At 56.8% G+C, this 26,265-nt stretch carries 29 protein-coding genes; 13 read left to right on the top strand and 16 right to left on the bottom strand.

The features are described 5' to 3' along the window. Positions 1-39: 39 nt before the first annotated feature. Both M504_RS04440 and M504_RS04435 read right to left on the bottom strand, forming a co-directional pair. On the bottom strand, positions 40-1,038 hold the full coding sequence (locus M504_RS04440) for a Ku protein (RefSeq protein WP_047488437.1): 999 nt from the start codon (positions 1,036-1,038) through the stop codon (positions 40-42). A 113-nt stretch (positions 1,039-1,151) separates the two neighbouring features. Beyond that, complete coding sequence (locus M504_RS04435; protein WP_047488433.1) at positions 1,152-1,940, bottom strand: 2-keto-4-pentenoate hydratase; 789 nt, start codon at positions 1,938-1,940, stop codon at positions 1,152-1,154. Between the two features lie 148 nt (positions 1,941-2,088). Here M504_RS04435 and msrP point away from each other — a divergent pair, with 148 nt between their 5' ends. After that, on the top strand, positions 2,089-3,051 hold the full coding sequence (gene msrP / locus M504_RS04430) for a protein-methionine-sulfoxide reductase catalytic subunit MsrP (RefSeq protein ID WP_047488430.1): 963 nt from the start codon (positions 2,089-2,091) through the stop codon (positions 3,049-3,051). A gap of 3 nt (positions 3,052-3,054) precedes the next feature. Continuing rightward, positions 3,055-3,759, top strand: a complete 705-nt coding sequence (locus M504_RS04425) for a sulfite oxidase heme-binding subunit YedZ (protein ID WP_047488427.1) — start codon at positions 3,055-3,057, stop codon at positions 3,757-3,759. Positions 3,760-3,766: 7 nt separating this feature from the next. Here M504_RS04425 and M504_RS04420 read toward each other — a convergent pair whose 3' ends face one another. The 3 genes from M504_RS04420 to M504_RS04410 form a co-directional block, all read right to left on the bottom strand. Next, positions 3,767-4,498, bottom strand: coding sequence for a PIG-L deacetylase family protein (locus M504_RS04420; protein WP_047488425.1), 732 nt, complete (start codon positions 4,496-4,498; stop codon positions 3,767-3,769). Then, entirely contained in the window at positions 4,483-5,268 is a 786-nt protein-coding gene (locus tag M504_RS04415; RefSeq protein WP_232296152.1) for a ribonuclease HII, read from the bottom strand. Before M504_RS04415 ends, M504_RS04420 begins: the two co-directional genes overlap by 16 nt. A 97-nt stretch (positions 5,269-5,365) precedes the next feature. Then, the gene (locus M504_RS04410) at positions 5,366-5,947 is read right to left on the bottom strand and encodes a hypothetical protein (protein ID WP_047488423.1); all 582 of its coding nucleotides are present in this window, start codon (positions 5,945-5,947) and stop codon (positions 5,366-5,368) included. A gap of 116 nt (positions 5,948-6,063) precedes the next feature. Between M504_RS04410 and M504_RS04405 the strand changes: the two genes are divergently transcribed. Beyond that, positions 6,064-7,644: a sulfatase gene (locus M504_RS04405; protein ID WP_084214086.1), complete on the top strand. Its 1,581-nt coding sequence runs from the start codon at positions 6,064-6,066 to the stop codon at positions 7,642-7,644. Between the two features lie 5 nt (positions 7,645-7,649). On the opposite strand, the gene M504_RS04400 is transcribed toward M504_RS04405, so the two are convergent. Genes M504_RS04400 through M504_RS04390 form a run of 3 tightly spaced genes read right to left on the bottom strand, consistent with a single transcriptional unit; the run spans position 7,650 to position 9,266 of the window. Beyond that, positions 7,650-8,333 (bottom strand): MBL fold metallo-hydrolase, encoded by a 684-nt coding sequence (locus tag M504_RS04400; protein ID WP_047488420.1) that lies wholly within the window; start codon positions 8,331-8,333, stop codon positions 7,650-7,652. Positions 8,334-8,358: 25 nt separating this feature from the next. Continuing rightward, positions 8,359-9,087: an SIMPL domain-containing protein gene (locus tag M504_RS04395; RefSeq protein ID WP_047488418.1), complete on the bottom strand. Its 729-nt coding sequence runs from the start codon at positions 9,085-9,087 to the stop codon at positions 8,359-8,361. Continuing rightward, positions 9,084-9,266 carry a hypothetical protein gene (locus M504_RS04390; RefSeq protein ID WP_047488414.1) on the bottom strand — a complete coding sequence of 61 codons (183 nt, stop codon included), beginning with the start codon at positions 9,264-9,266 and terminating at the stop codon, positions 9,084-9,086. The genes M504_RS04395 and M504_RS04390 overlap by 4 nt, the downstream gene beginning before the upstream one ends. Before the next feature lie 89 nt (positions 9,267-9,355). Here M504_RS04390 and M504_RS04385 point away from each other — a divergent pair, with 89 nt between their 5' ends. The 4 genes from M504_RS04385 to M504_RS04370 all read left to right on the top strand — a co-directional run bounded on the left by M504_RS04385 (position 9,356) and on the right by M504_RS04370 (position 12,470). Further along, positions 9,356-9,631: a hypothetical protein gene (locus M504_RS04385; RefSeq protein ID WP_047488411.1), complete on the top strand. Its 276-nt coding sequence runs from the start codon at positions 9,356-9,358 to the stop codon at positions 9,629-9,631. Positions 9,632-9,711: 80 nt separating this feature from the next. Next, positions 9,712-9,999 (top strand): hypothetical protein, encoded by a 288-nt coding sequence (locus tag M504_RS04380; RefSeq protein ID WP_047488408.1) that lies wholly within the window; start codon positions 9,712-9,714, stop codon positions 9,997-9,999. A 113-nt stretch (positions 10,000-10,112) separates the two neighbouring features. Then, on the top strand, positions 10,113-11,168 hold the full coding sequence (gene moaA, locus M504_RS04375) for a GTP 3',8-cyclase MoaA (protein WP_047493444.1): 1,056 nt from the start codon (positions 10,113-10,115) through the stop codon (positions 11,166-11,168). Between the two features lie 138 nt (positions 11,169-11,306). Then, entirely contained in the window at positions 11,307-12,470 is a 1,164-nt protein-coding gene (locus M504_RS04370; RefSeq protein ID WP_052200382.1) for a sensor domain-containing diguanylate cyclase, read from the top strand. Here M504_RS04370 and M504_RS04365 read toward each other — a convergent pair. Continuing rightward, positions 12,400-13,431 carry a hypothetical protein gene (locus tag M504_RS04365; RefSeq protein WP_047488405.1) on the bottom strand — a complete coding sequence of 344 codons (1,032 nt, stop codon included), beginning with the start codon at positions 13,429-13,431 and terminating at the stop codon, positions 12,400-12,402. The two genes, M504_RS04370 and M504_RS04365, sit on opposite strands and share 71 nt — an antisense overlap. Before the next feature lie 75 nt (positions 13,432-13,506). Then, positions 13,507-14,292: an NIPSNAP family protein gene (locus M504_RS04360; RefSeq protein WP_047488403.1), complete on the bottom strand. Its 786-nt coding sequence runs from the start codon at positions 14,290-14,292 to the stop codon at positions 13,507-13,509. A 183-nt stretch (positions 14,293-14,475) separates the two neighbouring features. Between M504_RS04360 and msrA the strand changes: the two genes are divergently transcribed. The 4 genes from msrA to M504_RS04340 all read left to right on the top strand — a co-directional run bounded on the left by msrA (position 14,476) and on the right by M504_RS04340 (position 16,764). Beyond that, the gene (gene msrA / locus M504_RS04355) at positions 14,476-14,952 is read left to right on the top strand and encodes a peptide-methionine (S)-S-oxide reductase MsrA (protein ID WP_047488400.1); all 477 of its coding nucleotides are present in this window, start codon (positions 14,476-14,478) and stop codon (positions 14,950-14,952) included. A 61-nt stretch (positions 14,953-15,013) separates the two neighbouring features. Beyond that, on the top strand, positions 15,014-15,394 hold the full coding sequence (locus tag M504_RS04350) for an EVE domain-containing protein (protein ID WP_047488396.1): 381 nt from the start codon (positions 15,014-15,016) through the stop codon (positions 15,392-15,394). Positions 15,395-15,472: 78 nt separating this feature from the next. Beyond that, positions 15,473-16,240 carry an enoyl-ACP reductase gene (locus M504_RS04345; protein WP_156785078.1) on the top strand — a complete coding sequence of 256 codons (768 nt, stop codon included), beginning with the start codon at positions 15,473-15,475 and terminating at the stop codon, positions 16,238-16,240. Between the two features lie 20 nt (positions 16,241-16,260). Continuing rightward, the gene (locus M504_RS04340; protein WP_047488393.1) at positions 16,261-16,764 is read left to right on the top strand and encodes a DinB family protein; all 504 of its coding nucleotides are present in this window, start codon (positions 16,261-16,263) and stop codon (positions 16,762-16,764) included. On the opposite strand, the gene M504_RS04335 is transcribed toward M504_RS04340, so the two are convergent. Next, positions 16,728-18,158, bottom strand: coding sequence for a glycosyltransferase family 39 protein (locus M504_RS04335; RefSeq protein ID WP_052200379.1), 1,431 nt, complete (start codon positions 18,156-18,158; stop codon positions 16,728-16,730). The genes M504_RS04340 and M504_RS04335 overlap by 37 nt on opposite strands. Before the next feature lie 89 nt (positions 18,159-18,247). On the opposite strand from M504_RS04335, the gene M504_RS04330 reads away from it, so the two are divergent. Both M504_RS04330 and pruA read left to right on the top strand, forming a co-directional pair. Then, positions 18,248-21,823, top strand: a complete 3,576-nt coding sequence (locus M504_RS04330) for a glycosyltransferase (protein ID WP_047493432.1) — start codon at positions 18,248-18,250, stop codon at positions 21,821-21,823. Between the two features lie 43 nt (positions 21,824-21,866). After that, positions 21,867-23,504, top strand: a complete 1,638-nt coding sequence (gene pruA / locus M504_RS04325) for an L-glutamate gamma-semialdehyde dehydrogenase (RefSeq protein WP_047488390.1) — start codon at positions 21,867-21,869, stop codon at positions 23,502-23,504. A 125-nt stretch (positions 23,505-23,629) separates the two neighbouring features. Here pruA and rplS read toward each other — a convergent pair whose 3' ends face one another. From rplS to rpsP, 5 genes are all read right to left on the bottom strand, one after another. Then, positions 23,630-23,989 (bottom strand): 50S ribosomal protein L19, encoded by a 360-nt coding sequence (gene rplS / locus M504_RS04320; protein ID WP_047488387.1) that lies wholly within the window; start codon positions 23,987-23,989, stop codon positions 23,630-23,632. Positions 23,990-24,095: 106 nt separating this feature from the next. Then, positions 24,096-24,899, bottom strand: a complete 804-nt coding sequence (gene trmD / locus M504_RS04315) for a tRNA (guanosine(37)-N1)-methyltransferase TrmD (protein ID WP_047493429.1) — start codon at positions 24,897-24,899, stop codon at positions 24,096-24,098. Positions 24,900-24,940: 41 nt separating this feature from the next. Then, entirely contained in the window at positions 24,941-25,501 is a 561-nt protein-coding gene (rimM, locus tag M504_RS04310; protein WP_047488384.1) for a ribosome maturation factor RimM, read from the bottom strand. Positions 25,502-25,511: 10 nt separating this feature from the next. After that, the gene (locus M504_RS04305; protein ID WP_198137521.1) at positions 25,512-25,781 is read right to left on the bottom strand and encodes a KH domain-containing protein; all 270 of its coding nucleotides are present in this window, start codon (positions 25,779-25,781) and stop codon (positions 25,512-25,514) included. A gap of 187 nt (positions 25,782-25,968) precedes the next feature. Next, entirely contained in the window at positions 25,969-26,217 is a 249-nt protein-coding gene (rpsP, locus tag M504_RS04300; protein ID WP_047488381.1) for a 30S ribosomal protein S16, read from the bottom strand. Between the last annotated feature and the right edge of the window lie 48 nt (positions 26,218-26,265).

Here is a 26,265-nt window from a genome sequence, read left to right as displayed (position 1 = left end):
CTGATGGGCCACGCCTTTCGCATTTCTGTTTCGAGATAGCTAAGCCGACTTGCGCCGCGCTGTCTTTGCCGGTTTCGCGCTGGCAGATGCCTTCTTGCGTTGCGGTTCGGATGGCTGTTCGCGCTTGGGCATTTCGGCAACGGCGGCGCGCTTTTTTGCAGGTTCCTTCTTCGTGCTCTTCTTGCCCGGAGGTGGTGTTTCTTCGCCTTCGTCCGTCGATTTGCCCGAGAGGGAGCTACGCAGGGCGTCCATCAGATTGATGACCTTGGCGCGTTTCGGCTGTGGCTCATCCACGGGGATAGGCTCGTTGTTAATCTTCGCGTCAACGAGTTCCTTGAGCGCGACTTCATAGCCATCCTTGTATTTTTCCGGATTAAACTTTGCGGTCTTCTTGCGGATCAACTGTTCCGCAAGTTCGAGCTGATCTTCGTCGATTTCAACCTTCGGGATATCGGAAAAGTACTCCTTCGGCTTGCGCAGTTCTTCGGCGTAACGCATGGTGTAGGCCATCAGGCCGCGGCCTTCGTCGTCTTTGCTGGCCATGAGCGCGACGATGTGTTCACGTCCACCGAAAGCAATCTTCCCAAGAGCAACCTTGCCTGCCTTCTGCATGGCTTCGCGCACCACTGCGAAGGCTTCGGCCTGCGCATCGCCATCGGGCGTGACGAAGTACGGTTTTTCAAAGAAAGCGGGATCGATTTCGCTCTCATCTACGAATTGATCGACGGCAATGTTGTGTTTGGAAGGCACACGCAGGTTGGCGATTTCGCTTGGCTCAATGAGGACGTACTTGCCCTTGGCATATTCATAGCCTTTGACGATGTCGTCCTTGCCCACGGTGGCGGATTGTTCGGACATGTCCTCATCGCCGTTTTCCATGGTGGATTCCAGCACCTTTTGATGCCGCACGCGCTCGCCTGTGGAGCGGCTCACCTGGTGAAAGCGAATCTGGCTTTTGGCTTCGGTGGCGACGAAGAACTTTACTGCAAACTGCACCAGCGAAATCTGTACGGTTCCTGACCAATAAGGGCGCGCCATTGCGAGAGACTCCTGCGTTGTCTGATTCCGTTCGGGCACAGGCAGGATGTCTCTTTACTGCATCAATGTCAATGCAGTTATGGATTGGTGATTAACGGAAAAGTCAACGTTTGCTACGACGTGACGCGTTCAAACTGAAGGCTTACCGCGCCCGCGTTATTGAAACGAACGACGACTTCGGTTCCCTCTGAGGTCCAGGTAACGCCGGTCCAACTGCCCGTGGTGATCCAGTCGCCGGCTTTAAGACCGCCGGTGCGAGCCGCGCCCTCGTTTGCGAGGTAGACCAGCAGACGTACCAAGTCCGTTCCACCTGGGTTGGAGCCGGTGTTTTCAATGCGTACCACGCCGTCTGTGGTGACGACGACGTGTTCCTGTGACCAGTCAATCTCCTGCCAATCAGGAATACGGGGACCGGCGACGAATCCACCGTGGATGGCCAGATCGGCCAGCATGTGTTCGCGTGGCATGGCGAGCGGGTCGATGTAGGAAGATTCCAGGACTTCGATCGCCGGATAGGCGCCGTCCATGGCGGCGATGACTTCTTCGCACGTGTAAGGCGTGGAGCGCGGCGGAAGTGAGGTGCCCACGCGAAAGGCAATCTCCGCTTCAATGCCACGCAGACGATGCGTCATGCCGCGAAAGACAGCGCCGTTTGCGCCCATCCATGCTGCGGGCAGCGGGCAAAAGAACGGAACGCCTTCCGGCGACGCCGCGCCGACCTTCCAGCCGCCAATCGGGGCGTAAGCTAGGGCGAGGATGTCCTGAATGGCGAAGGATTCTTCCTCCGTGGTGGGCGCCACTGCCTCTGGAAGGGAATGGATGGGGGTGGCTGTGCGCCTTGCTGTCAGGAGATGGTCTGCTGCCTGTCGTAACACTGCCTCGCGCGCTGCCGATATTGCCATTTCCTGACCATCCTTTTCATGCCACTACGGTTTGTTCTTTCAGTCTTTCGCACGAATATCTTTCGTGCAAACGGATTGCGATGCATTCCAGTGATTACAGCGTCATATGATGAGGGCTGCATCGTGGTCCGTACGGCAAGGGGAAGCCATGCTGATTGGCAAAGCACCGGAATTTAAATCGTCTGATATCACTCCGCGCGAGAAGTTTCTCAACCGCCGCAACCTCATCTTTGGTGGGTTGGCGGCGGCGGGCGTGGCGTACGAGTGGCATAAGAAAATGCCGCCGCTGTATACGCCTTCCGTGGAGGCGTCGAGCAAACTGACTACGGTGCCGGGTACATTTCCACCGGTGAGCGATCCTGTGACTCCGCAGGGCAAGGCCACGAGCTACAACAACTTCTATGAGTTCGGCACGGATAAGGCTGACCCCAAAGCCAACGCAGGCAAGATGCACGTGCGTCCATGGACGATCAAGATTGAAGGCCTGTGCAACAACCCCAAGACCGTCGACATTGATGCGCTAATGAAATTCAAGCCGCTGGAAGATCGCACGTATCGCTTCCGCTGTGTGGAGGCGTGGAGCATGATCGTTCCGTGGGTGGGATATCCACTGGCGGAATTGATTAAGTTTGCTGACCCCAAACCTCAGGCGAAGTTTGTGGAGTTCACCTCACTGGCTGACCGATCCCAGATGGAGTTACCGGGCGGGTTTGATTGGCCGTATAAGGAAGGTTTGCGGCTGGACGAGGCGATGAATCCACTGGCGCTGCTGACGTTTGGCTCGTATGGGCAGACGCTGGAGAACCAGCAGGGCGCGCCTGTGCGTGTCATCGTGCCGTGGAAGTATGGATTCAAGTCGGCCAAGTCGATCGTGAAGATTCGTTTTACAGACAAGCAGCCGACGACTACGTGGAACGACATGGCTTCGAATGAGTACGGGTTTTATTCGAATGTGAACCCGGGCCATAGCCATCCACGTTGGAGCCAGGCGCATGAACGACGTATTGATTCCAGTGTGTTTCCAAAGACGATTGCGACGCTGCCATTCAACGGTTATGGCAATGAAGTGGCCAGTCTGTACAACGGCATGGATCTGAACCGAAACTTCTAACGCATGTCCAATCGCACGATTCGCATTCTGAAAGTCCTTGTATTCCTCGCCGCGTTGGTACCGGTGGTGGGAATCATCTGGCAGTTCCAGACAAATAACCTGGGTGCCGATCCAGTGAATACGCTCACGCACGAGACGGGCGACTGGACCGTGTACATGCTGCTGGCTTCACTGGCGGTGACGCCGTTGCGAAGGCTTTCGCCAAAGCTGGCTTGGTTGATTCGCTTCCGCCGGATGCTGGGGCTTTGGGCTTTCTTCTGGGCCACGCTGCATTTGTTGACGTATGTGCTGCTGTTCTCCGGGTTCGATTTGCCCGGTGCGTTTACGGCTTTACGTGCGGGTGATCTCCATACCGTGGTTGAGGACTGGAAGGCCGTGTGGCCCACCATGGTGGAGGACATTCAGAAGCGTCGCTTCATCCAGGTGGGCATGCTGGCCTATGTGATTCTGCTGGCGCTTGCGGTGACATCGCCGCAGTGGGTGTTGCGCAAGATGGGCGGCAAGTCGTGGCAGACGCTGCATCGCACGGTGTATGGCGCTGCGGTGCTCGGCATCATTCACTACTGGTGGTTGGTGAAGAAGGGCAATCACGCACCGATGAAGGACACCGTCGTGCTTGCGCTATTGCTACTGGCTCGGCCCGCGACGAAGTGGTTGCAGGAATGGATGACTGCGCGGCGTAGGCTCGCTGCGCAGACGACGGTCTGACCCCGTTTTAGTCGATGCCTTCGATGAGGCTGTGTGTGATGGCAGCGGCCTGGGGATCGTTCGCGGCAGCGAGGGTATAAAGCTCGCGATGGCCATGTTTTTCCCAGAAGGGACGCACTTTGTCCAACACGGGAAGTTGCGAGGTGTGCTGCTCAAAGGCTTCGTACTTCCGCTGCTTTACGGATGAAACGTCCAGTTCTACCGTCCATGGCGCGGGCTGTTGTGGCTCGCGATCGGGAAGGGTGAAGTCCGTACTCTGGTGGTAGAGGCGCTGTGCTACCCACGGTTCCAGGCCGAGTTCTGGGAAGCGCTTGGAGCGCGCCGACCAGTGGAAGGCTGCAGAGGTGAAGGCGCAGACGGCCGTGTGGTCTGCGTGGACGTTCAGTGAGCCGTCGAGGCCGAAGGTAAGGACGACGTCCGGCTTCCATGTACGCATGCGTTCGACGAGGCGTTTTGCTGCGTCGATCAGCGGAACGGTTTCAAGTTTGCCGTCGTGATAGTCGAGCAGCTCGTGTTTCGCTACTCCAAGGACATCGCAACTGCGTGCAAATTCGTCGCGGCGCATACGGCCGAGATCCGAGCCGTCATTGGAGACGCCGCGATTGGTTGCGGCTTGCCCGTCGGTGAGACAGATCACGTATGTCTCCCAGCCCGCGTCTGCTGCGAGCGCCAAGGCTCCTCCAAAGGCGAAGCATTCATCGTCCGGGTGTGCGATCACGCACATCAGGCGCTTTGGCATGGTTCCATCTCCTCTGCAAATTCCGCGTCGTCAAAGAGCAGGCCGGTAGTGGCAACGGTGCCTTCCAGCGCATCATCGCCAAAGAACTTCGCGACGGGCGCGAACGAGCGGCGATGCCACTTGGTTGGGCCGTGTTCTTCAAGCGCGCGTCGGTGCTCCGGTGTGGCGTATCCCTTGTGTGAGTCCAAACCATATTGCGGATTGTCGAGGTGCATTTCCCGCATCATGGCGTCGCGGTGCACCTTGGCAAGGACGCTGGCGGCAGCAATGGAGATGGACAGGGAATCGCCGTAGATAAGTTTCGTCTGCGCGCTGGGATGGTCGATGCGCATGGCGTCGATCAGCAGATGGTCCGGCGTACATCCGAGCGCGTCGACGGCAAGCCGCATTGCGAGACGCGAGGCCTGGTAGATGTTGATGCGATCAATCGTTTCGGCATCTACTTCCGCGACAGCGTAAGCAATGGCGCATTTCACAACTTCTTTGCGCAGCTTCTCGCGCTCTTCGCGTGTGAGTTGTTTTGAGTCGCGCAGGCCGAGCTTTTGCAGACGCGTGGTGCGCTCCGGAAGGACAACCGCACCAGCGACGACGGGGCCGAAGAGAGCACCTCGGCCTACTTCATCCACGCCCGCGATGCAGACGAACCCGTGGTAACGGAGAGCCTGTTCCGGCGCGTCCGAACAGACCAGGGTGCGCAGCATCTGCTCCTTGGTCTGGCCCTCGGGGATGAAGGCGCGTTTGCGGCGAAAAAGAGGGTCTGTCCGTTCCATCTGGCGCGTTTCCAGTGTAACGGTTTTCGAGGGGTGCTAACGGCATGTGAAGAAGCCGATGGCGGGGCCACCGGCTTCCGTGAACAGAAAGAATGGCTTACGAGACGGTGCCGCTCAGCGTTACGGGTTCGCGATCGTTGATGCGCGTGCCGGGGCGGACGGTCGTGTTGTCGGCAAACGTTAACGTGTAGCCCCGTTCGAAGACCACATCACGATAAAAGCGAACGCCAGTGCCCAAGCCCGCGAAGATGTGATGGCCCAGCATGGAGCGGAAACGAAGTCCCAGCCAAAGATTCTGGCCGAGCACAGTGCGGTCAAATCCTCGCCAGAACCAGATGAGCGGTTTGATGGGGTTGAAGCGGTCGCGATCTAGGTCCTCTTCCATCTCTGCTGGCAATGTGACATTGCGCGGGTCAATGGATTCAGCGAGGACGGACATAGGCAATTCGCTGATAAGCGCAGCATTCATGCGTCCGCCGTGAGGACGGCCAAGCAGGAGCATGTGCAGTTCGTCGCGGACGATTTCGCTGCGGCGTACGCAGGTGGTGTTCCGTGAAAACTCGGCGTGCAGATGAGCCACCCATCGCCGGTAGATGGCTTCGGCTTCCGGCATGGGGCGGGGGATCTCAATGGTGGACTGTGTGTCTTGGTGTGGTTCCTGCACTGCGGCGGTGGTCATTGGCTGGCTCCCTGAGTTTCGCTCCACCGTTATACGCCTTTGTCTGGTCCGGTTTCATCTGCCGATTTCATGCAACGTTAAGATGGTGACGTTTGAGGATGGGGAGCGGGAGCAGGATGAATCGACGCGAATTCGTATCGGGTTTGGGGGCGGCCGTGGGAGCCGCAAGTGTCGGCGCACATGGCGCCACAGTGGCCAAAGAGCCACGAAAGCCGAACTTGATTTATGTGTTCGCCGACCAGCTACGGTATCAGTCCTGCGGCTATGCGGGCGACGAGTATGCACGGACTCCCAACATGGATCGGCTGGCGGCTGAAAGCTGCAACGTGCATCAAGCGGTGTCTTCCACGCCGGTGTGCGCGCCATATCGCGCTTCACTTATGACAGGGAAGTATCAGTCGAGTACAGGCATGGTCATCAATGAGATTCGACTTAGCCCTGAACATAAGTGTTTTGGCCATGTGCTCACGCAGAGCGGTTATAAGACCGGATATATCGGTAAGTGGCACTTATGGGCCAATCAGCTTGGCCATCACAACCTGATCAAGAATGGATTCACGCCGCCGGGGCCGTATCGCTTGGGCTTTGATGGTGAGTGGGCTGCTTATAACTTCAACCATTTTTACCTTCACTCACCGTATTTTCTGAACAATGCAGAGCCACATATCCGGCAGGGTTATGAGCCGGATGGGCAGACTGACATGGCGATTGATTATGTGAAGCGCCATGCGCACGGCGACGAACCGTTTGCTCTATTTCTTTCGTGGGGACCGCCGCATTATCCGTGGGGTTTGGACAACGTTGATCCGAAGTGGAGTGAGCAGTTTCGCGATGTGAATATTCCTCTGTCGCCGAATTACTCCACCCAAGAAGATCCGTATTGCGATGCATGGCAGAAGCTGCCAAAGGACTTCGAAAAGAACATTCATGACTGGATGCGCACCTACTACGCGCAGACGGCGAGTCTGGATGCGAATCTTGGCCGATTGATGCGTGCAGTGGAGGCGGCTGGCATCGCGGACGATACCGTTTTCGTCTTCACCTCAGACCATGGCGAGATGTTTGGATCACATGGAAGACAGGCGAAACTCATCTTCTACGAAGAGGCAGCGCGTATTCCTTTCCTGGTGCGATGGCCGAAGAAAATCTCGAAGAAGTCTGTCACGGATGTGCCGCTGTGCACGCCGGACATTATGCCGACGCTGCTGTCGATGATGGGCTTATCTATCCCCGACACGGTTGAAGGGCAGGACTTGAGTGCTGCTTTATTGCAAGGTAAATCGGGCGTGAAGGACGTTGCGCATATGCAGGGTATGGGCGCGACAGCGGCATGGACGGATGGTTCGGAGTGGCGTGCGTTGCGGGATAACGAGTACACCTATGCTGTGTATCGCAAAGATGGAAAGGAACTGTTGTTCCACAATCGGCGCGATCCCTATCAGACGGTGAATCTGGCGGAGGATCGTGGGGCCGATGCTACTTTACGTCACTATCGTGAGGTTTCGAAGCAGTGGCGCAAGGAGCAGAACGACACATTCGAAGCCTGCAGTTGGTATGAGCGGTGGACGAAGGATCGCAACATCGTCAATACGGCCAAGGGTGTGACGCAGGACCTCGATGCGCTGCATCGCATTACGGCGAAGTACATTCCGGAGAGTGTTGCGGAGAAACCGGTGAGTCAGTGGCCCGTGGGATAAGCGAATCAGGGACGAGCGCGGGCAAGAGCCTCTTCCAGTAGCGGAAGTCCGCCTTCGATCGTTTTGCCGTGTCCGCATGCGATACGGCGGATGGGAAGGTTTCGAAGTGCCTGCACGCTTCTACGCGCGATCTCTTTGTCCCAACACTTGTTGAGAGGAAACCACCACGGCGTGAAGCCGCTCACACAGAGTTTGCCCAAATTGCCCATGGCATCCCCGGCGTACAGCGTGCCGTCCCGCTCATCCAGAAATGACAAGTGGCCGGGGATGTGACCGGGCGTGGCGACAGCCAACAGAGAACCGACTCGCTGACCGTTCTCTAGCAGCAGGCTGACTGGCGTTCGTACTCCGGGCGTTGCTCCTTTGATGGGATGACTTCCTTCACCGGGCAGCAGGCTGCGATCCGGCGGGATGTGCATCATGGGAATGCTGCGCTGCGACGTGGCCACGATGACGTCGGGGATAGCCGCGGCCAGTTCGTCCACGCTGCCAACATGGTCGACATGTGGATGCGTAAGCAGGATGCGACGGATGGCCAAGGCGCCTGCGGCGCGGATAATATCCGCGCCGGTTCCTTTAAGGTTGGCGTCGATCAGTGTCCATCCGTCGTCTTCCCTCACCAGGAAGCAATTGAAGAGCAAAGCGCGTGTAAGTTGCAGACCGTGCTGTCCAACGGAAGTTGTCTTCATTGGCACTCTGCTCTTCTGTGCTGCGCTATTCGATGGAGAAGATTGCGAAAACAGTGGAAGAGCGCTCCACGCGGCGGGCGGAGATGCTCAACTGCTTTGTGTCAGCTGTTTTGGCACGTGCAGCCATCGCCATCATCGGCATGGGACGAACGATTTCCTGTGGCTGGTTGGAGGCGTAGAGCAGCGATCCGACTTTGATGTGTAGGCCTTCTGCCATACGTGCAGCGATGGCCTGTGCATGAGCGAGAGCCTTAGCTGACGCGGCAGCTTCAAGGGATGACGGGTCCTTCATCTCCCAGCCAATGCTGCCGCTCTGGTTGGCACCAGCCTTCACCGCCACGTCGAGCACGTGTGCCGCGTCGTTCGGTGTTGTGCGGACGGTCCAGCTTTGCGTGATGCGGAACTTCACGTTCTTCAGCGACGCGGGAAGATTCTTCAATTCATATTCATTGAGCGGTTGAAGATTCTGGTCCTGGCTTTCGATCGTGTCAGCAGGAATATGTGCTGCAGCCAGGGCGTCGCTAATCGCGTTGGAGCGGCGCGAGCCTTCGGCGTAGGCACCCTGTTCATCTTCTCCGTAAGCCTGGTAGCCAATGTTGACGACGGCCTGATCGGCCATGGCGAAGGCGCTATCGGTGGCGCTGACGGTGATGCTGCGATTGTCTTTATTGACGGACAACGTCTGGTTGACCTGCGCAAAAGACGTGGCGGCAAACAGGGTTGCGGCAACGGCGGCAATCATGGTCGTTCTCATGCTTCTTCCTCCCGCTGCAGAAGCTTCTGCAACGTTTCTTTGTGCTTGGACGTACGTCGTTGGGAGCGCGTCTTGTCGTCTGGCAAAACTATTTCCGGTGGTGGTGTGCCGACGCGTTCGCGCGCGTTCGCCTTGACCGCTTTTGTGGCGGAGAACACTTCTTTCTTTGCCTTGCTCATCGTTGTCTCTCATACAAAGATGCACTCTGCGGGATGAAAGGATTATTCTTCATGATGGTGAATCGATTCATTTACCGTTGGAGGACCGCATGGAAGAACGCGATTTTTTTGATGAACGGACGGAGCCGCGGACACATACGCTGGTCTGCTCAAAGTGCGGTGTAGCTGGTGAGTACCAGTTGAACTGGCTGGTGCGGCGAAAAAAGCGGCAGTTGTCTGGACGGGCAGATGATCGAGACCGTGCGCGCTTTGCCAAGGCCCAGAATTACATGGTGCTCCGGGATGACACGGCGAACTGTTCGAATCCGCGGTGCCGTAAGCGGTTTGAGATCGCCGGGATAAAGACAATGGCGTTTATCGACTAGCTAATAACAGCTTTGCAAGACGCATTGCACTGGATGTGGTGTAATAAACACGTAGATTTCCGCAGGAGAACCAAGTTCCGATGAGCCACGCACCTGTTGTCGTTTCCGAGCGCCACCTGACCACGGAAGAAGTAGAAGCGCTGGATCGCCGCCGTCGCCGCGGTCACCTGCTGCTGATCATCGGTCTGCAGACGATGATTGTGACAGCTCTGGTAAGCGTTCTGTGGGTTGGTCAGGACCTGGCGCAGTCGCCAGGATGGTCACACCCGATCTTTTATTGGGCTTGCCTCACCGGTACCGTGTCGATCGTGTGCCTGCTGCGGGGAATGAGCCTGCGCCGTGGATTCCACGAGTTCACCAGCTACTAGGCGTAATCCCCCGGTGACTTCGGCGGCCCGTGCTCTGGCACGGGTTTGCTTTTTGAACGCAATTCTTCTCTTGGGATGAGTTCATCGTGGCTCTGGCGCACATCATTCCGGACATGGCAACAGTCTCACGACTTGTGGGAACCGAGGAGCGATTGCGCGACAGTTTCGGTAGAGTTATTACCGATCTGCGTGTCGCCGTAACGGATCGCTGCAACTATCGTTGCGTCTACTGCCGTACAGGGAACTCTTCTGGTGGTGGGTACTCAGAATTGCCGCTGGCGGACTATGCGCACATGGTGCGGCTTCTGGTCGGCCTCGGGATAGAGAAAATACGCCTGACGGGTGGCGAGCCGCTGTTACGTGAGGATTTGCCCGAGCTCATTCGCAGTGTCAGGGCAATGCGGCGCGCCTTCGATGATGCGGGACTGCCGACCTCCGACGGCGGACCCCTGGATATCGCTCTGACAACCAACGGCCATCTACTGGCGCCCATCGCGAAGGACCTGAAGGCGGCGGGACTGGATCGCATCACGGTGAGCATGGATGCCGTTGATGAGGAGACATTTGCACGTGTGACGCGGGTGCCTCGGGCCTTTGGGCGTGTCCTCGACGGCATTCATGCGGCGCAGGATGCCGGACTGGCGCCAGTGAAGGTGAATTGCGTTCTGCTGCGCGGCTGGAACGACAATCAGGTGGAAGCCTTTGCCGGGTTTGCACGCCGCGAAGATGTGGTTTTGCGGTTTATCGAGTTCATGCCGCTGGAGGAAGATCGCACATGGTCCCGCGATGCCGTCGTAACAGAGGCAGAAATTCTGGAACGGCTGGGCGCGGTGTGGCCACTGGTTCCGTTGCCACCGAACAGCGTCAGTGAAACGGCACGCCGCTACGGATTTGCCGATGGGCGTGGAGAGATCGGGATCATTGCGCCGGTGTCGCGGCCGTTTTGTGGACACTGTTCACGTCTGCGGTTGACTAGCGATGGCAAGCTGCGGACCTGCCTGTTCTCACAGGTTGATTACGATCTTTACAGGAAGATGGAAGAGGGAGTCGCAGATACGGAATTAGAAGCGTACATTCGAAGTGTGGTGCGTGGAAAAGAAGAGCGACACCACATTGGCGAAGCAGGATTTGAAAAACCATCTCGTTCCATGGTGCAGATCGGCGGATGATCTGTATGCATATGTCGCGAATGCAACAATTTGCGTCGTTTCACTGGAACGCTGATGCGTGTTTTACTCATTGAACAATTGTGTTGCGCGGCGAAACGCGGCTAAGGGAATCCCATTGAGCAGCAACCCAGGCCCAGGATGATAGGAAGAAAATCACAGAAAGATCTTGAACTCGAGTTTGCGCAGGCATGGCAGCAGGACTATACGCGCCTGTTTCATGATGTTGCGCGGGCGCTAACCTCCACGCTCGAACTGGAGATTGTCCTTACCACGGTCATGACCAAGATGGCCCAGGTCTTCCAGCCTGAGCGCTGGTCGATGATGCTGGTGGACAAGGAAAAGAACGATCTCTTTTATGCAATCGCGGCCGGAGAAGATTCCAACAGCCTGCGAGGGCTTCGAGTTCCCATGGGCGAGGGCGTTGCTGGCTGGGTGGCCCATTCTGGAAACCCTGTCGTGGTTCCGGATACATCGATCGATCCGCAATGGCAGGACTTTTCGAAGCGAAATCCAACCTTAAATATCCAGTCGATTGCCTGCGTTCCGGTCCGTTCTTCTGAAGGCGTGCTGGGTGTGATCCAGTTGCTGAACAGCAAGGTGGATCTGCTGAGTGACTTTTCCATCCAGTTTTTGCGCGTGTTGTGCGATTTCAGCGCGATTGCGATTCGTAACGCGGCCGACATGAAGCGCATTCACCTGCTGTCGATCACGGATGATTGCACTGGTTTGTTTAATGCGCGTCATCTGTACACGCTGCTGGAAGAACAGCTTTCGCGAACAGACAAGGCACCCTTCAGCCTGCTCTTTATCGATTTGGACCATTTTAAGAGCGTGAATGATACGCACGGTCACCTGATCGGTAGTCGTTTGCTGTCGGAAGTGGGCGAGATGATTCGCAGCGTAATCGGGCCTGATATACCAGCGTTCCGCTATGGCGGTGATGAGTTTGTGGTGCTGCTTCCGAACCATGATCGTCTGAAAGGACGCGACATGGCCATGCAGCTTTTCCGTGCGTTGCGTGAGCGTTCGTTTGTGGAAGATAAAGGCCTTTTCCTGCGTCTTCGCGGCTCGTTCGGCATGGCAACATACCCGGACGATGCGCTCACCGTGGAAGGCATCATCAAGGCCGCCGACGACATGATGTATCACGTAAAGGGAACGACGCGTAACAATCTTGCTATCGCCGGTATCGGTTCCATCCTCAAAGACGGAGAACTGAGTATGCGCGAGTCTAAGGTCCGGAACGCCGTGGAGCCAGCACGGGAGCATGTCGCGCTTCCGGCAGGATCGCATCGCGATTAACAGGTGCCATGGGATGTACACCAAAGTCCCATACGCCGGTATTCACGGTCTTCTCGTCGATCACTTCCATCAGCGCGAATTCACCCATACGAAGCGGTTGCCTGGGGACGATCTTCAGCCAATGGCCTCCGGGCAGCAGTGATGTTGTGGTTTCTACGATGTCTGCTTGCTGCCTGGCGCTTCCCAGAAGACCGATGGAGAAGCTCGTGACCACACGAACGTCTCGGCGCACGTCCACGGCCACGATGACGTACTGGCTTCTGGGCGACGGTGCATCCGCCTTGCGGCCCTTGCTGCTGTCTGTGTCCACGTGGAAGGCCCCGCCGCCGTTATAAGTCGGGTCTTCGTCGTCCATGCGGACATAGAACTCAGGGTCGTTTACGTGGAGCTGTACCGGCGCGCTCTGGCTTTTGATTTCGATGAGCTGGTGCGCGTGCGAGAGGGGATTGATGGTCTGGCGCAGAATGTTGTGTGCTGTTTGCCGATTCAATTCACCGTCTGTCTGCTGCAGGATGGCGAGCTGTGGTTGGCCATGATACGTGTCCAGCGCAAGAACGGAATCGGCCTCAGGCAGATGCAGGTCTTTTGCCACTTCCGGCGTTCGCGCCGCGCGGTCTGCCTCTTCTTTGGCTAGTTCGGGGTCAATTTGTACGGCGGGAACGCCGTTGCGTTGCGCGTCGCTACGCTGTTCCCATTGGTGCGTCGCGTCCAGATCAACGAGACGTACGGGAATGGCTTCCTGCTGGGCTCCGCGTTCGGCGGAGAGGTAGTACACGTAGTCGCCTTTCACTGTGTACGAGAGCACCACCTGGAACGTGCCGTCTTTCAGATAGAGGCGGGTGCGACGGAGGCCTTCCCCAGGCGAGGTTTCACGCTGCAAGGGGGCCGACCCCTGTGCATGGAGCGATGCATAGGGCAGAAGCGACAAAGCAATCAGCGTACAGATGCGGGCGTACTTCATCTCAGTGAGTTAGACGCTTAAAACACATACAGGCTGCACCGATGCGATGCAGCCTGTGATGCTCTGTGAAACGACTTAAATTTGCGAGCTGGGCAGCGGATTCAGATAGAGGTTCGTGATGTTGCTGACGATCTCTGGATCCGTGTAGCCGGGCTTGTGGGACAACTCTTTCCACTGCGGATCTTTGCCGAAGACGGACCAATGTTCCGTCAGTTCCGCGACGTCAGTAAAGGTGAGCATGTAGGTGAGGCTGGGCAGGCGCTCCCCGGTAAGGTCGTGTGCAAAGAAAACAGGCGTGAGCCCCGTGCGTTGGAAGATGCCGATCTCCGCGGACTCGAACATCTCAACCTTCTTCATGTGTGCGGCCATGCTCGGGCTCTCATAGGTACGGAGCTGGAACATGCGCTTGCCGGGTTTGGGGGCGACAAGTTTTGGGAAGCCGCCAAAAGCTGACAACATGCGCACTTCCGAGCGTTGAAATGCGGGTGCTGACGCGGGAGCAGTCCAAAAGGCATTGGCTGCTTTGGCGAACTCCGCGTCATCTCCCAAATGCAGGTCCAGCGTAAGCAATTGTTCTGCGGAGGTGGAAGGGATCAGTGCGTAGTAAGTGGGCGTCTCCGGGCCGATGGAGAGTAGAAAGGTCCCTACCTTGGCAATGCCCATGCGGTTGAGCGCGGGAATGAGGGCATGTTCCAGGTAATCCTGCATCAGCATCAGCTCTGGGCCGTTGCGCAGGCTGTAGCGGCGCAGCTGGTAGAACTCTGTGGAGGCTTTTGCAGTCTGTGCTGCTGCGGGAAGTGAATCTGTTGCCATGGCCGTCATGCCTGCTGCCGCGCTTGCAATAAAGTTGCGCCGGTTCAATGTGGTTACCTCCGGGAATCGTTCCCCGATTCTCTGCACTGCTCACCATAGCAAATTAAATACGTCCGTGCGGTCATCGACTTTTCATGTTCGCCCATGGTGACAAACCTGCCCTTCAGGCATCAAAATGCGTGTGCTCAGGAACTGTCCGCGGGTAGTTACCAGGGCAGGAGGTAAAAAGTAGTGGCAAAGGCAAAAGCAACATTTGCAGCAGGTTGTTTCTGGGGCGTAGAAGCCCGTTTGGCAGAGATTTCCGGGGTTTTGGAAACGGCCGTTGGATACGAGGGTGGTACTTTAAACAACCCAACTTACAAGGATGTCTGTACCGATCAGACAGGTCATGCGGAGGTGGTTGAGGTCACATTCGATCCCAGCCGCGTGAGTTATGACGCGTTGCTCGATCATTTTTTTGCACTGCACGACCCCACGCAGCTCAACCGGCAGGGTCCGGACTGGGGAACGCAGTATCGCAGCGTTATCTTCACCCACAATGAGGAGCAAGATCGCGAGGCGAAAGCAAAGATCGCTGAACTCAATGCTGCCGGGGTTTTCCGTGGGCCGATTGCCACCGTGGTGGAGTCCGCCTCCAGCTTCTGGAAAGCCGAAGAGTACCACCAGCGCTATCTCGAAAAACGCGGCATGGTGGCCTGTCACATTTAACAGGATTACCGTTCCCACCCTCATCGCGCCCCGTGGCTGATATCCTCATCCACGGGACGCGATGAACTATCTGCTGAAGTCAGAACCGGACAAGTATTCCTACGACGACCTGCTGCGCGATGGCGAAACCGATTGGGACGGCATCAAGAATCCGCAGGCGCTCATGACGCTTCGCAACATGAAAAAAGGCGAGCACGCGGTCATCTATCACTCCAACGTTGGCAAGGAAGCCGTGGGCACGGCCACCGTGCAAAGTGTGGATGCCAGCGATCCGAAGAATCCAATCGTAAAGCTGAAAGTGGGCAAACGACTCAAACGGCCCAAGCCGTTGGCTGAGATTCGTGATGCCGGTGTGTTTCAGGGCAGCATCATGTTCCGGCAATTTCGGCTGAGCGTTGTGCCGCTGACCGATGAGCAGTACGACTGGCTGATCCACGGATAGCTTGTCACGATATGAAATTTTGTCGGGGAATCCCGCATTGCCTGGGATGACCTGGCTGTAAGGAAAGAGGTTTGGAAAATGATTGATCTGCAGGGTAAGACCGCGGTTGTATTCGGGCTGGCGAACAAGCGTTCCATTGCATGGGCTATTGCGCAGAAGCTGAGCGATGCCGGTGCTAAGGTGGCCATCTGCTACCAGAACGAGCGCCTGAAGAAGGAAGCCGACGGGCTGATTCCGGAACTGAAGGATGCGAAGAGCTTCCAATGCGACGTGTCCATCGATGCTGAGATTGATCGTGTCGCGGAAGAGTTGAAGGCGGCTTACGGCACTGTGGATATCATCGTGCACTCGGTTGCATTTGCGCCGCCGGATGCCATCAAGAGCGATTTCTTGCTGACGAAGCGTGAAGACTTCCGCATTGCGCTGGATGTGAGCGCATACTCTCTCGTTGCTGTGTCGCGCGCGCTGGCTCCGATCATGAACGAGGGCGGCAGCATTCTGACGCTGACCTACTACGGTAGCGAAAAGGTCTTCCCGAACTACAACGTGATGGGTGTGGCGAAGGCCGCTCTGGAAGCCACAGTGCGTTACCTTGCGGCATCGCTGGGACCGAAAGGCATTCGTGTGAACGCGATTTCTGCAGGCCCCATCAAGACGCTTGCCGCACGCGGCATCGGCGACTTCAACAAGATTCTGGATACTGTGACAGAGCGCGCTCCGTTGCACCGCAACGTGGAGACGGTGGAAGTAGGTAACACCGCTGCATTCCTTCTGTCGCCGTTGGCCAGCGGTATCACTGGCGAAATCACGTACGTGGACTGCGGTTATAACGTCACCGGCATGTAAGACCGAAGCTCGGAGAGAACATGACCATCGCAGAAGTATTGCTGGCGGATCTCGCTCCGGAGGCGGCGAACACACGCCGCATTCTGGAGCGTGTTCCTGCGGATAAGGCTGATTGGAAACCGCACGATAAATCCATGAAGCTTGGTGCGCTGGCCGCCCACGTTGCAGGGTTGGCGCATTTCGGTCATGTGATCCTGACGACGCCGCAGATGAACATGCAGACGGACAAGTTCCCGAAGTATGTTTTCACCACGTCGGAAGAGGCCGTGCAGGTCGCTGCGGACGCCTTCGAGAAGGTTCGTGGTGCTTTGGCAGTGACGTCGGACGACCAATTTCAGGAGCACTGGAAGCTTCTGTTTGGTGACATGCTGATTGCAGACGCGCCGCGGTTGCAGCTTTACCGCTCCATGTTCTTCAACCACCTGATTCATCATCGCGGACAGTTGACGGTGTATCTGCGGTTGCTGGACGTTAAGGTGCCAGGTATCTACGGACCATCCGCTGACGAGCCTTTCGGCGGCTGACGTGGATTCATCCAGAGGCACGCAGCGAAGACGATCAGCAACGGAAAAAACTCCAGCGTATAGCGCTGCTCAGGGTTGTCGAGGGTGAGAAGAAGGAGGCATCGCAGAGCGATGTATCCAGCCATCGACAACACGAGCAGCCTTTCGCGTTTCAGCGCGCTGCGGAGTCCTGCGATAGCCGCGAAGAAATAAGCGAGATTCAGCGCCCCATAAGCCAGCGCAAATATGGTTTGCCAAGGATGTTTGCTGAATTGCCACCAGCGTTCAGCGACGGGCAACATTTCCGTGCGCGGATGGAACAGCATGTTGGTCAGGCGCGCAAGAGGCAGCACAAGGTAATAGCGCAAAGGATGTGTTGCGACGCGTTCCCGCGCAAGAGTCTCAAAGCCCGCCTCCACCTGTGGATTCAGCTTGCCCTCGTAACCAGCCTGTTGGAGCAGCTTCTCGGTCTGTTGACGCTGTGAAGGGCTGTCGAAGGCACGGTCGGGGAGATCGGCGGTGTTGATGAGATCTTCCGGGTAGTTCCAATAAGCATCCTGCGTCGCCGTGAAGTCGACCCCCCAGGTACGGAACCAGCGTTCAAAATGAATGGGAGCCGGTTCGCCCGGGTCCACAGCCTGTTTGGGTGCGATCGGCTGGAACACGTGGAAGGTGCTGTAGTTGCGAATGGTCCACGGCACGAAGGGGAGTGCGGTCAGGACAACGCACAGCGTCGCAGGCTGCAGACGCTGCAATAGAGGCTTGTGCCTGCCTCCCATGAGAAGTACGGGCAGGAGGGCGACCGCGAGCAGTCCTTCGTCTGGTCGCAGCAGGACACTGCAGGATAAGGCAAACGCCAGTGGAACAACCCAGCGTGTGCGACGGTCGTCAAGCCAGTGCTGAAGCAGATAAAACGCCAGCGCGAGGAAGAAGAGCGTGAAGGTCTCGGTGAGCGGGGCGACCGCGTAGTTGGCAGTGAACGGGCAGAGGCAGGCAAGTGCCAGCGCTGCCAGGCCGCAGGCGGTTCCACCGATCTTTCGAGCCATGATGGCAACGATGCAGCAGGTAGCGAGGTCTGCGGCAATCTGTAGCCACAGCAGTGGCAGAAAGCTGCGCAGCGTGCCGGGCGTGGCGTGGAGAAAACGGTCAAAGAGCCACGAAAGTGCAGCCAGTATGGACGGATAGCCGGGAAGACGGATCAACGTGGCCCGTATCTGCACACCCTCAGTCAGGCCATAGATGTGGTGGTGCAGCCAGTTGAGCGCAATGTCTTGATAAAGAATCGAGTCGGCAGCAAGGAACGCGTGTTTTTGCAGGAAATAGAAGCGCAGCAGGAACCCGCAAGCGAGAAGGAATGCCGCAACGAGACCGCGGTGGCGCTGCTTGTCCGAAATGTCTGTCAGCGCGGCGTGCATCGCTTTGCATCATAACGGTTATCTTCTGCGGAAAGAGTCCATTACGGGCGCGCAGTTTTTCGCAAGGATGGATACCATAACGAATGGATATGGCAGAACCAGGTACGCGAGAACAGAAGCCGATTTTTTACGATGAGAAACGACGCCGGTGGAAGCGGCTGCGGCGAGTTCTGGACATCTCCGCGGCCGTCGGACTACTGACGTTCATCGTGTTCGTGCTGGGCGTGATCCGGATGCGGCCCCTGCCTGAGCTATTGCTGGAGCCGGCGAAACACAATTATCGCGCGCAGAACTCGCGGAACATCCTGTCCGATGACAAGGCAAAGAAGGTGCGTTCGGCGCACCGCAAAACAGACCGTAACGCTTCCGACATTACGCTGAACTCGGATGAAGGTCTGCGTGCCGCGTTCTACGTCGAATGGGACCCGGCCAGTTACAGTTCGCTGAAGGCTCATGCCAAACAGCTCGACATGGTGTTCGCGGACTGGCTCCACGTCATTACGCCAGATGGCAAACTGACCGGCTACAACAGCGAGTTTCAGAAGTTTGACGTAATCGATTCGTCCGGCGTGCATCCGGTGGACATTGGCCGCAAGGTAGAGCGGACGTTGACAGCCGCCGCATCGGGTACAGAGTTGTTCCCGATGGTCAGCAACTCCGTCATTAATGCGGACTTCTCGGATACCGTTGGGGCGTTTCTTGAGAGCCCTACCGCACGCCAGCATTTTCTGGATCAGTTGATGCGGTTTGTGACGTCGAATCCGCGCTATCGCGGTATTTCGTTCGACTTTGAAAGCATGCCTGCTGAGGCACAGCCCGGCTATCGGCAACTGATCAGCGACGCCTACATCGCTCTTCACGTGCGGGGCCTGAAGTTGTATATCAATACCCCTGTTGCCGACGATGACTGGGACCTGAAGTACATGGCCGCGCACTCTGACGGACTGTTGCTGATGAACTATGACCAGCATCAATCGGAGAGCGAGGCCGGACCGATTGCAGGACAGGACTGGTTTGTGAAAAACCTGCAGGATGTCCTAAAGCAGGTGCCAAAGGACAAAATCATCGTCGACATCGGTAGCTATGGCTATGACTGGATTACGACGTTGCCGTCCGCAGATCAGCCAGCGAAGAAGGGCCATCGCGCGAAGAAAACCGGGCCGGTAAAGCCGGAGTTGGTGCGCGTCGATAACATGTCCTTGCAGGGGATATGGCAAACAGCATCCGACTCAGGGTCATATGTCGATCTGGATGATGCGTCGCTGAATCCACACATCACTTACGACGATGAAGATCAGCACCAGCGTCATCAGGTTTGGTTCCTTGATGGTGTAACGATCTTGAACGAGATGCGCGCGGCACGACGGCTTGGACTGCAGACATTCTCATTGTGGCGATTGGGATCGGAAGATCAGTCACTATGGAAGATCTGGGATCAGCCGATGCGATCGAATCCGTTGGTTGAGCTTGCCGATGTTGCACCGGGATACGACCTGGATATTGAAGGCATGGGCGACATCATGCACGTCTCTGGCAGGCCGAAGAACGGCCGCCGCACGATGACGATCGACGATGACTCCAAGCTTGTCGACAGCGAGACGTTGACGAGTTATCCGCTTTCGTATTCGGTGGATTACTTTGGCTATCACCCAAAGAAGCTGGTGATTTCTTTCGACGATGGTCCCGATCCTGTATGGACGCCGCGCATTCTCGATGTGCTGAACAAGTACGGCGTAAAGGGCGTCTTCTTCATGATTGGAGAAGAAGCGGATAACAACGTCGGCGTGATGCAACGCGTGTATCGCGAAGGTCACGAAATCGGCAATCACACATTCACGCATCCCGATATCTCGGCCATTAGCAATCGCGAAGTAGACGTGCAGATGAATCTGACGGAGCGGTTGTTTGCTGCAAAGCTCGGCGTGCAGCCCCTGTACTTCCGTCCGCCCTATGACATCGACGAGCAGCCGGATACCAATGATCAGGCCGCGCCGATGGAGCGCGTGCAGGCTCGTGGCTACATTGTGGTGGGCAACAAGATTGACACAAATGATTGGCAGGAGACACCAAAGAAGACACCGCAAGAGGTTGTCGACAGTGTGCTCCAGCAACTGGATGACATGAAGGATCGCCCGGATAAGGCGGGTTCCATCATCCTGATGCATGACGGTGGTGGTGATCGTTCTGTGACGGTGGCGTCGCTGCCGCTGTTGATTACGACTCTGCGTGCGAAGGGCTATGAATTTGTCACTGTGGCAGATCTTGTAGGCAAGAGCCGTGAGCAGGTGATGCCGCCCATTAAGGGATGGCGCAACAAGTTCCTGGCGCAGGTGGATTCGCTGGCTTTCTTCGGGCTGGCAACGTTCAATCATTTCGTCGTTGCTGTCTTCTTCATTGGCGACATCCTAATGAGCGGTCGCCTCATCATCATCGGTCTCTTCGCCATCATTGATCGCTTCCGTCGCAGGAAGAACTTTGCGGGGCCGGACTATCAGCCTCGCGTTGCCGTGTTGATTCCTGCGTACAACGAAGAGAAGGTGATTGTTCGCACCATCCGCAGCGTGATGATGAGCACGTACAAGAACCTGCACATCATCGTGATTGATGACGGATCAAAAGATCGCACGGCAGAGATCGCGCGCGAAGCGTACCCCGAGGACATTGCCAGCGGACGTTTGACCGTAGTGAAGAAGGAAAATGCGGGCAAAGCAGAGGCTCTCAACTATGCGCTGCAAAACTATGTTCACGAAGAAATCTACGTGGGCATCGATGCAGACACAGTAATTGCACACGATGCCATCGCACGGTTGGTTCCTCACTTTGCTAATCCGCAGATCGGCGCGGTGGCAGGCAATGCGAAGGTAGGCAATCGCGTCAACCTGTGGACGCGCTGGCAGGCGCTCGAATACATTACCAGCCAAAACTTTGAGCGCCGTGCATTGGATCTGTTCGATGTCGTTGTCGTTGTGCCAGGGGCCATCGGTGCATGGCGCACAGAGGCGGTTCACAAGGGCGGCGGTTATCACTCCAACACCGTTGCGGAAGATGCTGATCTGACGATGATCCTGCTGGAGCAGGGGCTTAGCGTGATCTACGAGGACCGCGCACTGGCATTTACGGAAGCTCCAATCAACATGAATGGGTTGATGCGGCAGCGTTTCCGCTGGTCGTTTGGCATCATGCAGGCGGTGTTCAAGCACATTGGTGCGGTTACCAAGCGTCGTGCGATGGGGCTGTTTGCTTTGCCAAACATCATCATCTTTCAGATTCTGTTGCCGCTCGTGTCACCGTTGATTGACCTGATGTTTGTCGCCAGCTTCCTGAAGTTTCTCTATGACCACCATTTCCATCCGGAATCGGCTTCAAGCGCCAGTTTTGTGAAGCTGCTGTACTTCTTTCTGGCGTTTATGGTGATTGATTTCTCAGCGTCGGCGTTGGCCTTCCTGCTGGAGAGGAAGCATCCTGCCAGCAAAGGCGATATGTGGCTGCTGATGCATATCTGGATCCAGAGATTTACGTATCGCCAGGTGTTCAGCGTGGTGCTGTTCAAGACGATCAAGCGTGTGATCGATGGCCGCCCCTTCAGTTGGGACAAACTGGAGCGCACCGCGCAGATGAGCAAATCAACAGACCAGATGCTGAATGGTGCGCCGTCGCCAAAGTAGCGCGCACGTATAACGGTCTTTTGCAAAAGGATAAAATGGAATTATGGCAACGAATGCAATTCCCACCGTGCGCGAGCCTCAGGCTCCGCTGAAGACCTTCGTCAATGAGGCTTTCCAGAACTTCACAGACTCCGATGTGAAGGCAAACATGCAGGAAGCGCTGCGCCTGGTGGAAGGTGAACTGGGTAAGGAGTACCCGCTCATCCTCGGCGGTGAACGAGTGTATGCCGCGGAGAAGATTGTCTCTACTAATCCCGCGAAGCCCGCGCAGAAAATTGGCGTCCACCAGGAAGCAGAGCTGGCGCATGTGGAGCAGGCTGTTGCTGCTGGTGAGAAGGCGTTCAAGACGTGGAGCCGCGTGCCGGTACAGCAGCGTGTCCAGTTGTTGCTGGATATTTCGATGCTGGTACAGCAGCGCAAGAACGAACTCTGCGCATGGTTGACGTATGAGGTCGGCAAGAACTGGGCTGAGGCAGATGCCGACGTGGCCGAGTGCATCGACTTTTTGGAGTTTTACGCGCGCGAGGCGCTGAAGCTGGACCGCGCAACCACGCCCATCCAGTTTCCTGGAGAGAAGAACACGCTGCGTTACATTCCGGTGGGTGTTGGAGCGGTGATTCCACCGTGGAACTTCCCGCTGGCCATCATGGCTGGCATGACCATGGCTGCTGTCGTCAGCGGCAACACCGTGGTGCTGAAGCCCTCGCCCGATGCGGGCACCATCGCTTCACGCTTCTTTGCGTTGCTGGAAGAGGCGGGCATGCCGGAAGGCGTGGTGAACCTATGTCAGGGCACGGGCGACCGCGTTGGCGCCGCTCTCGTTGCTAACCCGAAGATTCGCTTCATCGCCTTTACCGGCTCGAAGAAGGTGGGGCTCATCGTGCATGAGACCGCCGCGAAGACGCAGCCAGGACAGCACTTCATCAAGCGCACGATTCTGGAGATGGGTGGCAAGGACGCCATTCTCGTCGATGCGGATGCGGACATCGACGCAGCGGTAGAAGGCGTTGTGGCCAGCGCATTCGGCTTCAGCGGCCAAAAGTGTTCGGCGTGTTCGCGCGCGGTGGTGGATGCTCGTATTTACGACGTTTTCTGCGACCGTCTCGTGGAACGCGTGGAGAAGATCAAAGTTGGCGATCCGGTAGAGAACTTCGCAATGGGCCCGGTTGTGAACAAGATCGCGTTTGATCGCGTGTTGAATGCCATTGAGACCGGCAAGACGGAAGGCCGGCTACTGACTGGTGGCGAGGCGTTTGCGAACGAAACAGGTGGCTATTATGTGAAGCCGACCGTATTTGCGGACATTGCCCCGAACGCACGCATTGCGCAGGAAGAGATCTTCGGACCTGTGCTGGCGGTGATCAAGTCTCAGAACTTTGATGAAGCGCTGGATATCGTCAACGGCACAGAATACGGCCTAACTGGCGCGATCTACTCCATGTCGCGCGAGCGGCTGGACCGCGCTGCAAAGGAATTCCACGTAGGCAACCTGTACCTGAATCGCAAGTGCACCGGAGCCATGGTGGGCGCGCATCCGTTCGGCGGATTCAACATGAGCGGAACAGATTCCAAGGCGGGTGGAGGCGATTACCTTCTTCTATTCACGCAGGCGAAGTCGATTGCGGAGAAGCAGGGTGTCATTGACGAGTCAGACCAGATGTCGAAGCCAAACGGCATTTAGCTCTGCTTCCGAGTCATACAAGGGGCATGGCGATTCGTCATGCCCCTTTGTTATGCAGGGAAGTGCAAATGAAGGAGGCGAGCGCCGAAGCACTCGCCTCCTTAAAATTCCGATTGGGGAATTGGTTACGCGTTGGTGCGTGCAACCTCGCGCAGACGGGCAGCCTTGCCACGCAGACCGCGCAGGTAGAACAGCTTGGCGCGACGCACTTCGTACGAACGAATCTTCTCAACCTTGTCGACAACCTTCGAGTTGAAGGGGAAGATACGCTCAACACCCTGACCGAAGCTCATCTTACGGACGGTAAAGGACCCCTGAGGTCCGTTCTTGCGAGCGATGCACATGCCCTCAAACGCCTGAAGACGCTCTTTGTCGCCTTCTTTGATCTTGACCTGCACGCGAACGGTGTCACCCGGCGCAAACTCCGGAAGGTCGGTACGCTCCAGCTTAGCTGCGAGCTTCTGCATGATGGGATGAATGGACATGATGCCTGAATTCCTTACTTAGTAATCGTTTACCAGTGTACCGCAAAAATCTGGAAAAGTGGGCATAAATCGCGTGTGCGTTGGTGCATTCGCGTTGCAGCTTTCGTCAATTCTCACGCAATGTTGCGAGGAATCGCCTGTCGTCCGGTGATAGAGCCGCAGTTTCCAGAAGATCCGGTCGATTCGCGGCCGTTTTGCGCAATGCCTGCTGCCGACGCCATTTGCGGATAGCGGTGTGGTCGCCGCCTGCCAAAACCTCGGGAATGGTGATGCCGCGAAACTCGGCGGGACGCGTGTAGTGCGGGTAATCGAGAAGCCCCGCTGAAGGCGACATGGCCAGTGGCGGAGCGTCTTCGGCCTGTTCGCTGTCATGCGCGTGGCCGAAGCTTTCATAATGCGCGGAATCGGGATTACCGAGTACGCCTGGTAGCAACCGGACGACCGAGTCCACGATGACCGCCGCACCCAGTTCGCCGCCGGAAAGCACGTAATCGCCAATGGAGATTTCGCGGTCGCAGTAAAGCGCATTCACGCGTTCGTCCACGCCTTCGTAACGCCCGCAGATCAGCACAAGGCGATCCAGAGACTTCAGTTCCTGGGCAACAGACTGGGTGAATGGGCGACCCTGGGCCGAGAGCAGGACCACGGACTCTTTCTGCGTGTCGCGATTTGGCTTTGGGGTAATGCCGAGGGATTCAATGGCTTCGCTTAGCGGTTCTGGCTTTAAAACCATCCCTTCGCCCCCGCCAAAGGGGCGGTCATCTACGGTGCGATGCCGATCGTGGGTGAAGCTCCGCAGATCGATGCAGTTTACCGAGGCAATCCCGGCGGACAGTGCCCGCGCCACCACGCCATAACGCAGTGTGCTTTCCAGGAAAGCAGGGAAGATCGTCACAATGTCGACTTGCAGGGCCATGATGGAGTCGCTATTCCTCAGCGTAAACGGAGGCGCTAGCCGTTCATCTCCAGCAGGCCATCCGGCAGGTTCATTTCGATTTTGCGAGCCGTTGTGTCAATGCTGGCGACAAAGGCGTTGGCGAACGGTATCAGTACTTCGTCTCCATTGGCACGCTCCACCACGAAGAGGGCCGCGGCATCTTCAATGCGCTTCCCAGTGGGATCCTGCGGGAAGTGCATGTCAACGACGGTGCCCACCATATCGCCATGGTGCACCATCTGGCAGCCGATCAAATCGCTCACGTAATAGTTTCCATCTGTGAGTGTAAGTCGCTGATCTGAAGATATTTCAATTGTTGCATTCAGTAGTTTTTCGGCATCGGAAATGGAATCGACACCGCGCAGTTTCAGCACGATGCGTCCAGCACTTCGCCCCGTGGGGAGCCACGAGTCTTCCACCACGGTGGGTTGAGGCTCACCCTCTGGAAGGCGAAGGAAGATATTGGGATATTGGCGAAAATGATCCGGAAAGTCCGTTTTCAGGTCGGCCAGTACTTCGCCTCGCCGTCCCTGCGGACGTACCACGCGCGCGAGCGTGCTCCATTCCACTGCCATAGGCCCTGCCTTACTCCGACTGCACGTCCAGGCTGTAGCGATGCTGTGCCTTACTTCCGGCGGCGCTGAGGATGGTTCGCAGCGACCTTGCCGTACGCCCTTGCTTGCCTATGACCTTGCCCAAATCGTCTGGATGAACGAAGAGGCGGATAACGGTTTCGGATTCAAAAGCTTCTGATTCTACCCGCAGGTTTTCCGGGTGGTCTACTAGGGCTTTCGCAATCCCGGTAAGAAGCTCAGAGATGTGGTTCACAGATTCAGGGGAGGAATGGTCCGTCATACGTACCTTGGAAGGGAATGAGATTTCACACCCGCTCAGCAACCATACACTACGCCGGGCAGCGAGACTCTTCCGAACTTAGATGATCCTGTACCGCCAGAAGTGACTGAAATAAGACAGCCGCGGAACTATGCAGGATATTGAGCGCATAGGACCGCGGCCCGAGGTTGAACGTCCTTACAGTGGTTTAAGCAGCCACTGCTTCGGTCGCCGGCGCGTTCTTGACGAGCTTCGCAACAATATCCGACATCTGGGCGCCAACGCCGGTCCAGTAGTCGATGCGGTCGCGCTTCAGGCTGACCGTTGCGGGTTCGGTACGCGGGTTGTAGGTACCAACCACTTCGATGGAACGGCCATTGCGGGCGCGGTCCTTTTCGATCACAACGATGCGGTAGTAGGGCTGCTTACGCGCTCCAACGCGCGCCAAACGAATCATGACCACTTGGTTACTTCCTCACTCACAAACAATGTCTTGGTGATGGCC

The sequence above is a fragment of the Terriglobus sp. TAA 43 genome (assembly GCF_000800015.1).
Classification (GTDB): domain Bacteria; phylum Acidobacteriota; class Terriglobia; order Terriglobales; family Acidobacteriaceae; genus Terriglobus.
This window is presented reverse-complemented; position numbering and strand designations above follow the sequence as displayed.